Below are 13,405 nucleotides of genomic sequence, written 5' to 3' on the forward strand. Positions count from 1 at the left end.
ACTTTCCAATCCATCCTGCGCGTTGCAGGGCAGACAGAGTACGGAGCATAGACGATGACAAAGGCGCTGAAGGGCGTTCGCATTCTCGATTTCACCCACGTCCAGTCGGGACCGACCTGCACGCAGTTGCTGGCCTGGTTCGGCGCCGACGTGATCAAGGTCGAGCGTCCCGGCGTCGGCGACATCACGCGCGGCCAGCTGCAGGACATTCCCAATGTGGACAGCCTGTATTTCACCATGCTGAACCACAACAAGCGTTCGATCACGCTCGACACCAAGAACCCGAAGGGCAAGGAAGTCCTCACGGCGTTGATCAAGAGCTGCGACGTGCTGGTGGAGAATTTCGGCCCCGGCGTGCTCGATCGCATGGGCTTCCCCTGGGAGAAGATCCACGCCATCAACCCGAAGATGATCGTGGCCTCGATCAAGGGCTTTGGCCCCGGACCTTACGAAGATTGCAAGGTGTATGAGAACGTAGCCCAGTGCACGGGCGGCGCGGCGTCGACCACCGGCTTCCGCGACGGCCTGCCGCTGGTCACCGGCGCGCAGATCGGCGACAGCGGTACCGGGTTGCATCTCGCGCTCGGCATCGTCACCGCGCTCTATCAGCGCACCGTCACCGGCCAGGGCCAGAAGGTCACCGCGGCGATGCAGGATGGTGTGTTGAATCTGGCGCGCGTCAAACTGCGCGACCAGCAGCGCCTCGCCCATGGCCCGCTGAAGGAATACAGCCAGTTCGGCGAAGGCATTCCGTTCGGTGACGCGGTGCCGCGCGCCGGCAATGATTCCGGCGGCGGCCAGCCCGGCCGCATCCTCAAGTGCAAGGGCTGGGAGACCGATCCGAACGCCTACATCTATTTCATCACCCAGGCGCCGGTGTGGGAGAAGATCTGCGACGTGATCGGCGAGCCGACCTGGAAGACCCACGCCGATTACGCCAAGCCGCCTGCCCGGCTATCGCGGTTGAATGAGATCTTCGCGCGCATCGAACAGTGGACGATGACGAAGACAAAATTCGAGGCGATGGAGATCCTGAACAAGGACGACATCCCCTGCGGCCCGATCCTGTCGATGAAGGAGATCATCGAGGACCAGTCGCTGCGCGCCACCGGCACCGTGGTCGAAGTCGATCACCCGACCCGCGGCAAGTATTTTTCGGTCGGCAATCCGATCAAGATGTCGGACTCCCCGAGCGAGGTCACGCGCTCGCCGCTGCTCGGCGAACACACCGACGAAATCCTGCGCCAGGTGCTCGGCTTCAGCGATCACCAGGTGGCCGAGATCCACGACTCCGGCGCGCTCGATCCGCCGCGCAAGCAGGCGGCCGAATAGACCGTCTCATCTCTCAAATTCCGCCAAAGGCCGCCGGTTTCCGGCGGCCTTTTTGTTTGGGAACCCGAATAGCTTTCTTTATGCTGCAATGCAGAAGACAAATTGCTGCTATGCAAACAAAAGTGTTGTCTCTGGCATCTGGTATACATAAATTCGCGGCAGATCACGAAGCGGAGCTACTCCGCGAAAGAGAAAAGGGGACCAAATGTCCAAAACCGCCTACATCAGCCTCGCACCTTCCAGCACATTCTTCGGCCGGCTGATGACCTCGATCGACCGCCTGCTGACCGCGAGCGCCCGCATCGCCATTCGCAACGGCGACCTCCCCCGTTTCGGTCTCTGAGCCCGCTAAGGCGCAGTACAGACTGCGTTTTCAGGCTCGACCACTTCAGGTTTCCTCCCAGACTAAGGGCCCCGGTTTTCCGGGGCCTCTTTTTTTGGCGCCGCCTTTAAGCACTCCGGGCCAGGCGCCAACTGCGACAAATTAGCCTGAGCTATGCTCTGGCATCATTATTCGTTTGCAGTATTGGCATATCGCATACCAATATGTCTTCCAAGCGTTCCGGCCCAACAACGAACGGAGGCGATCAGGAGGATGGCGGCAGGCTCTTCGGCGCCTAGGCGGCGATGTCAGCAGGCGGTGCCGCGGTTCGCAGTTCAGACTTATCCGAAAGACGCGGATGCTGCGCCGAGCAGTCAGGCTTACAGTTCACAAAGGTCTGCAACCCTGACCTGCAATGCCATCTGACCAAACCTCATGAGATAATTGGACAAATGGGGAAATCCGGCTGGATCAGAAGTGTTCAGTTAAGAGTTGAGTTAAAGACAAAGCCGGCAAAGAACGGCGTTTGAATTTTACGGGGAGTACGTCAAATGAAGCATTCTGTCTTGCATACCGCGTTAGCCGCGATTGCCTTCTTCGGCGCGGGCAATATGACCGCCTCCGCCGCGTGGGAGCCGGTTCGCCCGGTCGAATTCATCGTACCCGCCGGCACCGGCGGCGGCGCCGACCAGATGGCTCGTACCATCCAGGGCATCGTGACAAAACACAGCCTGATGAAGCAGCCGATGGTCGTCATCAACAAGTCAGGTGGCGCCGGCGGCGAAGGCTTTCTCGACGTCAAGGGTTCGGGAAACAATCCCCACAAGATCATCATCACCCTGTCCAACCTGTTCACGACACCGCTTGCGACAGGCATTCCCTTCAGCTGGAAGGACATGACGCCGGTCGCGATGCTGGCGCTCGACGAGTTCGTGCTCTGGGTCAATGCCGAGAAGCCCTACACCACCGTCAAGGACTACGTCGATGCCGTGAAGCAGGCACCCGCCGGCGGCATGAAGATGGGCGGCACCGGATCGAAGCAGGAAGACCAGATCATCACGGTCGCGCTCGAGAAGGCGACCGGCACCAAGTTCACCTACATTCCCTACAAGGGCGGCGGAGAAGTCGCGGTCCAGCTCGTCGGCAACCACGTCGATTCAACGGTCAACAATCCGATCGAGGCAGTCGCGCAATGGCGCGGCGGCAAACTTCGTCCGCTCTGCGTGTTCGACGGCAAGCAGATGGCCTATGACGAAGTCGTCGCGGACGGCAAAGGCTGGAAGGATATTCCGACCTGCAAGTCGCAGGGCCTCGACATCGAATATCTGATGCTGCGCGGCATCTTCATGTCGCCCAAAGCCACCAAGGATCAGGTCGAATATTACGTCGAGCTGTTCAAGAAGGTGCGGGCCACGCCGGAGTGGCAGGATTTCATGAAGAGCGGCGCCTTCAACACCACGTTCCTGACCGGGCCTGAATACGCCAAATGGGTCGAGACGGAAGAGAAGCGCCACGAAACCCTGATGAAAGAAGCCGGTTTCCTCGCTACCCCCGGAAACTGACCTTTAGTCACGTCGCGTACACCGGCGAATGCGCAGCGCATGAAGCGCTGCGAACCCAGAACCGTGATTCCGGATGGAGTTTGAATGACTACGAATAGCCCGCACGCCGGCCCGACCCACAAGGCCGTGGAAGCCGGCGTCACGCTGCTGATCGCGTTGTTCGGCGCGATCGTCGTCTACGGCAGCCTGAAGGCCGGAATCAATTGGGGTGCGGAGGGACCGCGTGCCGGTTTCTTCCCGTTCTACATCGGGATCTTCATTATCGCCTCCAGCGCGATCAATCTGTGGAACGGGCTGCGTGACGGGGACGACGGGCTGTTCGCGGAATGGGGACAGCTGCGCCAGGTCCTGAGCGTCGTCATACCGACCGCGATCTATGTCGGCGTGATGCCGTTCACCGGCCTCTATCTCGCCTCCATCATCTTCATCGGCTGGTTCATGCGATGGCTCGGCAAATACAGCTGGCTCGTGGTCACCGCCGTGGCGCTCGGCATGCCCATCGTGACCTACCTGATTTTCGAGCGCTGGTTTCTGGTCCCGCTGCCCAAGGGACCGATCGAGGAATGGCTTGGTCTCTAGAGCATGATCCGGAAAAGTAGATACCGGTTTTCCGAAAGATCATGCTCAAATAAAAATAGAATTCTCGTGTCGTTAGAATTGTCACGTCGTCAGCTCAACGCTTGCAGGACTTGAAGCATGGAAGAACTCGTCAATCTTTTTCACGGCTTTGCGGTCGCCCTGCAGCCATTCAACATCATGGTGATGGTCCTGGGCATCGTGCTCGGCGTCATCATCGGCGTGCTTCCGGGATTGGGCGGCGCCAACGGCGTCGCGATCCTGTTGCCGCTGACCTTCAGCATGCCGCCGACATCGGCGATCATCATGCTGTCCTGCATCTACTGGGGCGCGTTGTTCGGCGGCGCCATCACGTCCATCCTGTTCAACATACCCGGTGAACCCTGGTCGGTGGCGACCACGTTCGACGGCTATCCGATGGCGCAGAAAGGCAAGGCCGGCGAAGCGCTGACCGCCGCCTTCACCTCCTCGTTCGTCGGCGCGCTGTTCGCCGTCATCATGATCACGCTGGTCGCGCCGCTGGTCGCAAGTTTTGCGTTACGCTTCGGTCCAGCGGAAAAATTCGCGGTCTACTTCCTGGCGTTCTGCAGTTTCGTCGGCTTGAGCAAGGAGCCGCCGTTCAAGACCATCGCCGCGATGATGATCGGCTTTGCGCTCGCGGCCGTCGGCCTCGATTCCATCACCGGTCAATTGCGGCTGACATTCGGGTCGACTGAACTGCTCAACGGTTTCGACTTCCTGATCGCCGTCATCGGCCTGTTCGGCATCGGCGAGATCCTGCTGACCATGGAAGAGGGTTTGGCCTTCCGTGGCGGCAAGGCGAAGATCGACCTGCGCGTCGTCCTGCAGACCTGGAAGGAGATGCCGCAGTATTGGGTGACCTCGCTGCGCTCCTGCCTGATCGGCTGCTGGATGGGCATCACGCCCGCGGGCGCCACGCCGGCGTCATTCATGAGTTACGGCATCGCCAAGCGGGTCTCCAAGAACGGCCATAATTTCGGCAAGGGCGAGGTCGAGGGCGTGGTCGCGCCGGAGACCGCGGCGCATGCCGCCGGTACCGCGGCATTGCTGCCGATGCTGTCGCTCGGCGTGCCGGGATCACCGACCGCGGCGGTGCTGCTCGGCGGCCTCCTGATCTGGGGCCTGCAGCCCGGCCCGATGCTGTTCGTCGAGCAGAAGGAATTCGTCTGGGGTCTGATCGCCTCGATGTATCTCGGCAATCTCGTCGGCCTGATCGTCGTGCTGACCTGCGTGCCGATCTTCGCGGCCATCCTGCGCGTGCCGTTCAGCATCATTGCGCCGCTCATTCTGGTGCTGTGCGCGATCGGCGCCTATTCGGTCCACAGCTCAACCTTCGACGTCGTGCTGATGCTGGTGTTCGGCGTGGTCGGCTATCTCCTGAAGAAGTGCAACTATCCCCTCGCCCCTCTCGTGCTTGCCATCGTGCTCGGCGACAAGGCGGAGGAAGCCTTCCGGCAATCGCTGCTGGGATCGCAAGGTTCGCTCGGCGTGTTCTTCTCGAACTCGCTGGTCGGCACGATCATGGTGCTTGGACTGATCGCGCTGTTCTGGTCCGCGATCCAGGAAGGCTATAGCCGCTTGCGTCCCCATTCGGTCGCCTGACGGCTAAAAATACCAGACAAAAATATTTTTCGACCTTGTAAAGCCGCCGGATCGTAAAGCGATCCGGCGGCTAAGTCTTTTTGATTGCAGTATTTTCCAAGAGGGTTGAGGAAAAAGACATCTGCAAAAAAATCGAATAGCCTGCGACATCTAGTCAAGATTTCTCTTGTCTACTGGCATATCATATACCAAACTCCTTCCTTAGAGCTGTCGGGCGATAGAACAGCGCACATAGGAGGGAAGATGACGGACACAGTTCAAGGAGCGGCCCCTGCAGTAGCCCGCGTCAGCGATACCTACCGCTGGACGCAATTAGCGATCGGCGTCGCTGCCATGGTGATGATCGCGAACTATCAATATGGCTGGACGTTCTTCGTCCCCGACATCCAGAAAAAATTCGGTTGGGATCGTGCGTCGATCCAATGGGCGTTCACCCTCTTTGTCTTGTTCGAAACCTGGCTGGTGCCGGTCGAAGGCTGGTTCGTCGATAAATACGGCCCGCGCATCGTGGTTCTCGTCGGCGGCGTCCTCTGCGCCGTCGGTTGGGCGATCAACGCGCAGGCAGAAACGCTCAACGGCTTCTATCTCGGCATGATCATCGCGGGCATCGGCGCCGGTGGCGTCTACGGCACCTGCGTCGGCAACGCGCTGAAATGGTTTCCCGACAAGCGCGGCCTCGCCGCCGGCATCACCGCGGCCGGCTTCGGCGCCGGCTCCGCACTGACGGTCGCCCCGATCCAGGCGATGATCAAGGATTCCGGTTTCCAGACCACCTTCCTCTATTTCGGTCTCGGACAAGGCATCATCATCGTGCTGCTCGCCTTCCTGATGTTCTCGCCGAAAGCAGGGCAAGTCCCGGCCGTGATTCAGAACGCCAACGTGATCCAGAGCCGCCGCAACTATGCGCCGACCGAGGTGATCCGTCAGCCGATCTTCTGGTTGATGTATTTCATGTTCGTGATCGTGGGCGCCGGCGGATTGATGGTCACCGCCAACCTCAAGCCAATCGCCGTTGACTGGAAGGTCGACAGCGTACCGGTGACGCTGATGGCGGTAACGATGACCGCGGTGACGTTTGCCGCGACCATCGACCGTGTCCTCAACGGCCTGACCCGGCCGTTCTTCGGCTGGATCTCCGACATGATCGGCCGCGAGAACACCATGTTCATCGCCTTCGGCATGGAAGGCGTCGGAATCTGGGCGCTGTACATGTGGGGCCACGATCCGATCTGGTTCGTGCTGCTGTCGGGCTTCGTGTTCTTTGCCTGGGGCGAGATCTACTCCCTGTTTCCCTCGACCTGCACGGACACGTTCGGCGCCAAATTCGCAACCACCAATGCCGGCCTGCTCTATACCGCCAAGGGCACGGCAGCCTTGCTGGTGCCGATCGCGAACTACATGCAGCAATCGTCCGGCACCTGGGACAGCGTGTTTATCATCGCGGCGGGCGCCAACATCCTCGCCTCGCTGCTGGCGATCTTCGTGCTCAAGCCGTGGCGCAAGGTGGTGGTCGCGAACGCAAAGGCGTCCACCTAACCTGCACTACCCGATCCGACGACAGGCGCGCTCATCCCTGCGGGATGGGCGCGCTTTCGCTTTGTGGGGCTCCTGAACCTGCATACCTGACGGTGGCTTCGCGCTGACGCGTCCACATCCTGGTCAAACCGTGCTCAGCAAAAGACTGGTCTCGCTGTTGGCGATGCCATCGATCATCCGCACCTCGCGAAGAAGCCTGTCAAAATCTGCGAGGCTCGCCGCCCGGATATCGGCGACAAGGTCCCAGTTGCCGTTGGTCGTGTGCAGCGCTGAAATTTCCGTCAGGCCGCGTAGCTTTCGCACGACCTGGGTGGTCGATTTTCCGACGACCTCGACCATCATCACGGCACGTATGGTATTGACGTCGTAATCCTCCCGTACGCGGACGGTGAAGCCGAGCAGCGTACCGGTCTCGATCAAGCGATCCAGCCGGTTTTGCACCGTGCCGCGCGCGACCCCGAGGGCGTCGGAAAGCTTGGTCAGTGAAGCGCGTCCATCAGTCCGAAGGTGGGCGATGATCCGGCGATCCAGATCATCCGGTGCAAACTTTGCTGCGGCCATCTCTGCTCCAGTGTACAATTCGCGCAATAGAACTGTACAAATTGCCCAATTTTATGACCGAAATAGCACAAAACTGATATTTCGGCCAACATGTGCGGTCGCTATCCTTCGCCATCAAACATGTGCGATCGGAACCCGACAATGACTTCGCCCCTTCCATCGGAAAAAGCGTTTGTGCCGTTCGTCAGTGTCGCGAACATGATGCGCCTCGTGCATCACATCGGCATCGAGACCCTGCTCAGCGAACTCACTGACGTCATCGAGGCAGATTTCCGTCGCTGGGAGTCGTTCGACAAGACGCCGCGCGTTGCATCTCATTCCGGCGAAGGCGTGATCGAGTTGATGCCGACCTCCGATGGCGAAATCTACAGCTTCAAATATGTGAACGGCCACCCGAAGAACATGGCACACGGCCTGCAAACCGTGACGGCCTTTGGCCTACTGGCGAAAGTCTCGACCGGCTATCCCGTGCTGCTCGCGGAAATGACGCTGCTGACGGCGCTACGGACCGCAGCCACCTCGGCCATGGCGGCGCGGCACCTCGCGCCCAGGGGTACCCGCACGATGGCGATGATAGGGAATGGCGCGCAAGCCGAGTTTCAGGCGCTCGCCATGAAAGCCGCGGTCGGCATCGATCATATCCGGCTCTACGACATCGATCCGCAGGCGACGGCAAAGACGGTTCGCAACCTTTCCGGCATGGGTCTGACTGTCACCGCCTGCACATCATCGCAATCCGCGATCGAAGGTGCAGGGATCATCACCACCTGCACCGCCGACAAGTCGTATGCGACGATCCTGACGGACAACATGGTTGCGTCCGGGGTTCACATCAATGCCATCGGCGGCGACTGCCCGGGCAAGACCGAACTGCATCGCGATATCTTGCTGCGCGCCGATACCTTTGTGGAATATCCGCCGCAGACCCGCATCGAGGGCGAAATCCAGCAGATGGATGCAGATTACCCCGTCACTGAGTTCTGGCAGGTTATCACGGGACACGCGACCGGCCGCCGCGATGCAAACCAGATCACCCTGTTCGACAGCGTCGGCTTCGCGGTCGAGGATTTCTCCGCCCTTCGCTATGTCCGTGACAAGCTCAGAGGCACGGGGTTTTACCAGGACCTCGACATTATCGCCGATCCCGATGAGCCCCGCGACCTGTTTGGCATGTTGCTGCGCGCAGAGCAGGCCTAGGATGGCAAGATACATTCCATACTCCGTCCAGGCACCTTCTGCGGTGATCATGGTTCGTCCGCAGCACTTCACGGTGAATACCGAGACCGCCACCGACAATTTCTTCCAGGCCTGCCCGGACCCGAAGGATGACCTCTCGTTGACGGCCTACGCTGAGATCACCCAAGCGGCCGATACGCTTCGCAGCCATGGTGTGAACGTGCATCTGTTCGACAGCACCGGCACCGACACGCCGGATGCGGTCTTTCCAAACAACTGGTTCTCCACCCACGCCGGCGGTCATGTGGCGATCTATCCGATGAAGGCTGCCAGCCGCAGGCGCGAGCGTCGCATCGACGTCATCGAAATGCTGAAGAGCCATTATCGGGTGCAGGAGGTTATCGACTATTCGGGTCTCGAGCCCGACGGGCTGTTTCTTGAGGGGACCGGCGCCATGGTTCTCGATCATATCGACCGTGTGGCCTATGCGGTCCGCTCGGATCGCACCAATCCGATTGCGCTTGAGCGCTTTTCGACCCAATTCAATTTCGAGCCGATGGTCTTCGATGCGCGGGACGATAATGGAGTCGCGATCTATCACACCAACGTCCTGATGTGCATCGCGACCGACTTCGCCCTGATGGGACTGGACATGATGACTGACCTCACAAGACGGCGGGAGGTCGTTACGAGGCTGGAGCGTTCCGGCCGCAGTGTTATCGCGCTCGCGAACGAACAGATTTCAAAATTCGCCGGCAACGCCCTGGAACTTCAGGGAAACGATGGTCGAATCCTGGCCCTCTCGACGACGGCGCTTGCCTCGCTTAACAAGGATCAGCTCGGCATGATCTCGGAAAGCGCCAAACCCGTCGCACTCGATATCCCCACGATCGAAAGAGCCGGTGGTTCGGTCCGCTGCACGCTTGCGGGAATTCATCTGGCGCCGAGATAGACTGGCCTCTGGTATACCTGATCGCCTCAGATCAGCTCTTCGTCGCTGCCGGATCGTCTCGCCCTCCCTCGCTAAATCTCCGATAATGTCAGTCATACTGCCTATTTCTGTGCACGACGCGTGCGCAGATGCCTGTTCTTTTCGGTGTTGACTTATGGTATTATGTATACCAGAATTGCGCATAATCCACCCCAAGGAGGTTGCCATGCAAGTCGGAGATATCCTGCGCAAGAAAGCCGCCCGTGTCGCAACGGTTCGCATGAACGAGACGGTTGCCATCGCCGCGCAACTGATGCGCTCCAGCAATATCAGCGCGCTGGTGGTCAAGGATGTCGTTCGCACCGAGGGCAATACGGCCGTCGGCATGTTCACCGAGCGCGACGTGGTTCGCGCAATCGCCGAGTATGGCGCAGCCGGCGCCAATCTCAAGGTTTCGCAATTCATCTCGGTGCAGCAGCTGGTGTCGTGCAGTTCGCAGGATTCGCTCGAGCACGTTCGCCATCTCATGAACAGGCACCACATCCGCCATGTGCCGGTGCTCGAGAATTACAGCCTGATCGGCGTCGTCAGCATCCGTGACATCTCGACCGCGTTTGACGAGGAAGCCAACGCTCAGCTGGCCATTTCGGCCTGACAACGACTTCGAGCGTCGCACCGCACCACAGATTGTAACTCTTCGCAAACGGCGCCACCTGCGCCGGAGGAGTGGTGCGCCCACGAAAAGGACTGGAAGAGAGAGTATGGCGCGCAACATTCTGATACTTGGAGCCTCTTATGGCTCATTGCTGGCGACAAAGTTTTTGATGGCGGGTCACAACGTGACCCTGGTTTGCCGAAGCAATACCGCCGAACTCATCAATCGCGACGGCACCGAAGTCCGTATCAAGCTGCGTGAGGAGGCGACGCACCGGGCGATCTTTTCGCGCGATCTGCCTGGAAATCTGGACGCGGTTGCACCCGCCGACGTCGACCTGTCGCGTTATGATCTGGTCGGCCTTGCGATGCAGGAACCGCAATACGCCGACCATGCGATCGAGGTCTTGATGATCGAGATCGCCGATGCGAAGCTGCCCTGCCTGTCGATCATGAACATGCCGCCGCTGCCTTATCTCAAGCGGATCCCGGCGCTGGCGAAAGCGAACCTGGAAGCGGCCTATACCAATGCGCTTGTATGGGAGCGGTTCGAGCCGGGACTGGTATCGCTCTGCTCGCCCGATCCGCAGGCCTTCCGCCCGCCGGAAGAGCCGGCGAATGTCCTTCATGTTGGCCTGCCGACAAACTTCAAGGCCACAACCTTCGAAGACGAGAAGCACAATGTCCTGTTGCGTGAGCTGGAAGCCGACATCGACGCGGTGAGGCTCGATGGGCTGGACGTTCCGGTGAAGCTCAAGGTGTTCGATTCACTTTTCGTCCCGCTGGCAAAGTGGTCGATGCTGCTAACCGGGAATTACCGCTGCGTCACACTGAACGGACCGAGGTCGATCCGCGACGCGGTGTACGATGATCTGACGCTCTCGCAGTCGATCTATGACCACGTCGATGCCATTGCTCAACGTCTGGGGGCGGACCCGAAGGACCAGGTGCCTTTCGCAAAATATGCCAAGGCGGCCGAAAGCCTTCTCAAACCATCGTCGGCAGCGCGTGCGGTGTCCAGCGGCGCGCCGTTCATCGAGCGGGTCGACCTCCTGGTGAAGTTGATTTCGCATCAGCTCGGCATACCCAATGCCGAGATCGACCGCACGGTTCAGACCGTGGATCAAAAACTGAACGAGAGGATCAAGCTGCCGGAGCCGGCTCGCAGTGACGCGCTCCAAACCTAGTTCGAGAAAGCCCTCAGCCACGTGTGGCACTCTTCAGCAAGATCTCGCACGACATGACGGTGTCGCCGGGCGACCTGATCGCCTGCGGAACGTCAGTCGGCGGCGGCGTCATGAAGGAGCCGGTCGACACCGTGACCGTCGCGATCGACGGCATTGGCGAACTGACCAATGAATTCCGGCGGTAAACGGCGGCACCTCGGGGCCCAATTGGCATTTGTAATGCCAGCCGACTTGCGATAAGCACGGCCGCTCCTCGCCAGAAGGGGCTGCCCCGGGTGACATAAGGCCTACCCCGTCTCTCCGCCTCCAAACGTGGATCGTGGACGGGAAATTCTCGAAGGCCAGGCGTGGGGCGAAACGTCAAAACATAACCCAGCACAACCGGTGGAAGAGAGAGAGTATGGCGCGCAACATTCTGATCCTTGGAGCTTCCTACGGCTCGTTGCTGGGAACAAAGCTATTGATGGCCGGTCACAACGTGACCCTGGTTTGCCGGAAGAAGACGGCCGAACTGATCAACCGCGACGGCACTGAGGTTCGCATCAAGCTGCGCGACGAGAAGGCGCACCGGGCGATCTTTTCGCGCGACCTGCCGGGCAAGCTCGACGCAGTCACGCCTGCCGAGGTCGACCTGTCCCGTTACGATCTGGTTGGCCTTGCGATGCAGGAGCCGCAATACACCAACCACACCATCCGGGTGCTGATGATCAAGATCGCCGAGGCGAAGCTGCCTTGTCTGTCGATCATGAACATGCCGCCGCTGCCCTATCTCAAACGGATTCCCGCACTGGCGGACATGGACCTCGAAGAGGCCTACACCAACGCGCTGGTATGGGAGCGCTTCAAGCCGGGACTGGTGTCGCTGTGCTCGCCCGATCCGCAGGCCTTCCGCCCGCCGGAAGAGGCGGCGAACATTCTTCATGTCGGCCTGCCGACAAACTTCAAGGCAGCGGCATTCGAAGACGAGAAACACAATAAGCTGCTGCGCGAGCTGGAAGCCGACATCGATGCGGTGAAGCTGGATGGCCAGGACGTTCCGGTAAAGCTCAAGGTGTTCGACTCGCTGTTCGTGCCGCTGGCCAAATGGTCGATGCTGCTGACCGGCAATTACCGCTGCATCACGCCGAACGAACCGCAGTCGATCCGCGACGCGGTGCATGGTGATCTGAAACTGTCGCGATCGATCTATGAGCATGTCGACGGCATCGCGCGGCTTCTCGGCGCCGACCCGACAGATCAGGTGCCGTTCGAGAAATATGCCAAGGCGGCGGAAAGCCTGCTCAAGCCCTCATCGGCGGCCCGAGCCGTGGCCGCTGGCGCGCCGTTCATTGAGCGGGTCGACCTGCTGGTGAAGCTGATTTCGCATCAGCTCGGCGCGCCCAACGCCGAGATCGACAACACGGTGCAGGTGGTCGATCAGAAGCTGAGCGAGAAGATCGTGGGGAGCGGAACCGGCTCGGCGTGACCGGCCGCCGTCGCAGGCGCAGCCGGCACGCTTTGAGCGTGCGGCTTCGTCAGGCCCGTAGCGGCAGCCGGATGCCAACAGCCGGCATCGGCTGCCTCATTGCCTTAGAAAATCGGCGTGGGATACGGCTGGCCGATCCAGGGATTCCAGGTGACCGTTCCCGGGGGATAGCCGCCGAACGGGGGCTGCGTCGTGCAGCCGATGATGACGACCTTGTCGCCGAAGAGGCCGCCGCCGATGCGGCCGCCGCTGACGGCTTCGAGTTGCGCGAGGCTGAGGATTTCGCAGTCAGCGCCCGTGTTCTGATTCAGGGAATTGCTCATGATCATCCAATCCGTTCGCTAGAGGGGTTGATGTTCCGGGCATAAGCGGCCCGTGATGGCAACCTGCCTCAGCGCTCCCGGACGTACCGTGATTTTGATCACCTACGAATTGAAGGCGGTTGGCCGGGCTCCGGTGGTCGCCCTTCAAGGAATAAGC

13 protein-coding genes and 1 pseudogene are annotated in these 13,405 nt (G+C 60.1%); 12 read left to right on the forward strand and 2 right to left on the reverse strand.

Translation table 11 applies throughout. From position 1 onward, the window contains the following. Window positions 1–54: 54 nt before the first annotated feature. The 6 genes from frc to oxlT all read left to right on the forward strand — a co-directional run bounded on the left by frc (window position 55) and on the right by oxlT (window position 6,951). Entirely contained in the window at window positions 55–1,332 is a 1,278-nt protein-coding gene (gene frc, locus JQ611_RS38700; RefSeq protein WP_212386776.1) for a formyl-CoA transferase, read from the forward strand. A gap of 205 nt (window positions 1,333–1,537) precedes the next feature. Beyond that, complete coding sequence (locus tag JQ611_RS38705) at window positions 1,538–1,675, forward strand: hypothetical protein (RefSeq protein WP_212468477.1); 138 nt, start codon at window positions 1,538–1,540, stop codon at window positions 1,673–1,675. A gap of 530 nt (window positions 1,676–2,205) precedes the next feature. Next, complete coding sequence (locus tag JQ611_RS38710; protein ID WP_212468479.1) at window positions 2,206–3,216, forward strand: tripartite tricarboxylate transporter substrate binding protein; 1,011 nt, start codon at window positions 2,206–2,208, stop codon at window positions 3,214–3,216. 84 nt (window positions 3,217–3,300) lie between these two features. Next, window positions 3,301–3,795, forward strand: a complete 495-nt coding sequence (locus JQ611_RS38715; protein ID WP_212263807.1) for a tripartite tricarboxylate transporter TctB family protein — start codon at window positions 3,301–3,303, stop codon at window positions 3,793–3,795. Window positions 3,796–3,912: 117 nt separating this feature from the next. Next, the gene (locus tag JQ611_RS38720) at window positions 3,913–5,415 is read left to right on the forward strand and encodes a tripartite tricarboxylate transporter permease (protein WP_212035307.1); all 1,503 of its coding nucleotides are present in this window, start codon (window positions 3,913–3,915) and stop codon (window positions 5,413–5,415) included. A gap of 243 nt (window positions 5,416–5,658) precedes the next feature. Then, on the forward strand, window positions 5,659–6,951 hold the full coding sequence (gene oxlT, locus JQ611_RS38725; protein WP_192734343.1) for an oxalate/formate MFS antiporter: 1,293 nt from the start codon (window positions 5,659–5,661) through the stop codon (window positions 6,949–6,951). A 123-nt stretch (window positions 6,952–7,074) separates the two neighbouring features. Here oxlT and JQ611_RS38730 read toward each other — a convergent pair whose 3' ends face one another. Continuing rightward, a complete protein-coding gene (locus tag JQ611_RS38730; RefSeq protein ID WP_212263994.1) occupies window positions 7,075–7,512 on the reverse strand; it encodes an Lrp/AsnC family transcriptional regulator in 438 nt (145 codons plus the stop codon). 141 nt (window positions 7,513–7,653) lie between these two features. Between JQ611_RS38730 and JQ611_RS38735 the strand changes: the two genes are divergently transcribed. The 6 genes and pseudogenes from JQ611_RS38735 (at window position 7,654) to JQ611_RS38760 (ending at window position 12,925) form a co-directional block, all read left to right on the forward strand. Next, window positions 7,654–8,709 carry an ornithine cyclodeaminase gene (locus JQ611_RS38735; RefSeq protein ID WP_212468480.1) on the forward strand — a complete coding sequence of 352 codons (1,056 nt, stop codon included), beginning with the start codon at window positions 7,654–7,656 and terminating at the stop codon, window positions 8,707–8,709. A 1-nt stretch (window position 8,710) separates the two neighbouring features. Further along, window positions 8,711–9,640, forward strand: a complete 930-nt coding sequence (gene ctlX / locus JQ611_RS38740) for a citrulline utilization hydrolase CtlX (RefSeq protein WP_212468483.1) — start codon at window positions 8,711–8,713, stop codon at window positions 9,638–9,640. 205 nt (window positions 9,641–9,845) lie between these two features. After that, a complete protein-coding gene (locus tag JQ611_RS38745; protein ID WP_192734339.1) occupies window positions 9,846–10,274 on the forward strand; it encodes a CBS domain-containing protein in 429 nt (142 codons plus the stop codon). 106 nt (window positions 10,275–10,380) lie between these two features. Continuing rightward, the gene (locus tag JQ611_RS38750; RefSeq protein WP_212263804.1) at window positions 10,381–11,460 is read left to right on the forward strand and encodes a ketopantoate reductase family protein; all 1,080 of its coding nucleotides are present in this window, start codon (window positions 10,381–10,383) and stop codon (window positions 11,458–11,460) included. 29 nt (window positions 11,461–11,489) lie between these two features. Next, window positions 11,490–11,645, forward strand: a pseudogene (locus JQ611_RS38755) (fumarylacetoacetate hydrolase family protein); the annotation flags it as partial. A 215-nt stretch (window positions 11,646–11,860) separates the two neighbouring features. Then, a complete protein-coding gene (locus JQ611_RS38760; protein ID WP_212468484.1) occupies window positions 11,861–12,925 on the forward strand; it encodes a ketopantoate reductase family protein in 1,065 nt (354 codons plus the stop codon). 104 nt (window positions 12,926–13,029) lie between these two features. On the opposite strand, the gene JQ611_RS38765 is transcribed toward JQ611_RS38760, so the two are convergent. Then, window positions 13,030–13,248 carry a hypothetical protein gene (locus JQ611_RS38765; protein ID WP_212035313.1) on the reverse strand — a complete coding sequence of 73 codons (219 nt, stop codon included), beginning with the start codon at window positions 13,246–13,248 and terminating at the stop codon, window positions 13,030–13,032. Window positions 13,249–13,405: the final 157 nt, after the last annotated feature.

The sequence above is a fragment of the Bradyrhizobium sp. AUGA SZCCT0182 genome, assembly GCF_018130185.1.
Taxonomy (GTDB): Bacteria; Pseudomonadota; Alphaproteobacteria; order Rhizobiales; family Xanthobacteraceae; genus Bradyrhizobium.

Excerpts from the sequence above, each read along its gene's own strand:
- frc (WP_212386776.1), top strand. The coding sequence starts at position 55 with ATGACAAAGGCGCTGAAGGGCGTTCGCATTCTCGATTTCACCCACGTC.
- JQ611_RS38705 (WP_212468477.1), top strand. The coding sequence starts at position 1,538 with ATGTCCAAAACCGCCTACATCAGCCTCGCACCTTCCAGCACATTCTTC.
- JQ611_RS38710 (WP_212468479.1), top strand. The coding sequence starts at position 2,206 with ATGAAGCATTCTGTCTTGCATACCGCGTTAGCCGCGATTGCCTTCTTC.
- JQ611_RS38715 (WP_212263807.1), top strand. The coding sequence starts at position 3,301 with ATGACTACGAATAGCCCGCACGCCGGCCCGACCCACAAGGCCGTGGAA.
- JQ611_RS38720 (WP_212035307.1), top strand. The coding sequence starts at position 3,913 with ATGGAAGAACTCGTCAATCTTTTTCACGGCTTTGCGGTCGCCCTGCAG.
- oxlT (WP_192734343.1), top strand. The coding sequence starts at position 5,659 with ATGACGGACACAGTTCAAGGAGCGGCCCCTGCAGTAGCCCGCGTCAGC.
- JQ611_RS38730 (WP_212263994.1), bottom strand. The coding sequence starts at position 7,512 with ATGGCCGCAGCAAAGTTTGCACCGGATGATCTGGATCGCCGGATCATC.
- JQ611_RS38735 (WP_212468480.1), top strand. The coding sequence starts at position 7,654 with ATGACTTCGCCCCTTCCATCGGAAAAAGCGTTTGTGCCGTTCGTCAGT.
- ctlX (WP_212468483.1), top strand. The coding sequence starts at position 8,711 with ATGGCAAGATACATTCCATACTCCGTCCAGGCACCTTCTGCGGTGATC.
- JQ611_RS38745 (WP_192734339.1), top strand. The coding sequence starts at position 9,846 with ATGCAAGTCGGAGATATCCTGCGCAAGAAAGCCGCCCGTGTCGCAACG.
- JQ611_RS38750 (WP_212263804.1), top strand. The coding sequence starts at position 10,381 with ATGGCGCGCAACATTCTGATACTTGGAGCCTCTTATGGCTCATTGCTG.
- JQ611_RS38760 (WP_212468484.1), top strand. The coding sequence starts at position 11,861 with ATGGCGCGCAACATTCTGATCCTTGGAGCTTCCTACGGCTCGTTGCTG.
- JQ611_RS38765 (WP_212035313.1), bottom strand. The coding sequence starts at position 13,248 with ATGAGCAATTCCCTGAATCAGAACACGGGCGCTGACTGCGAAATCCTC.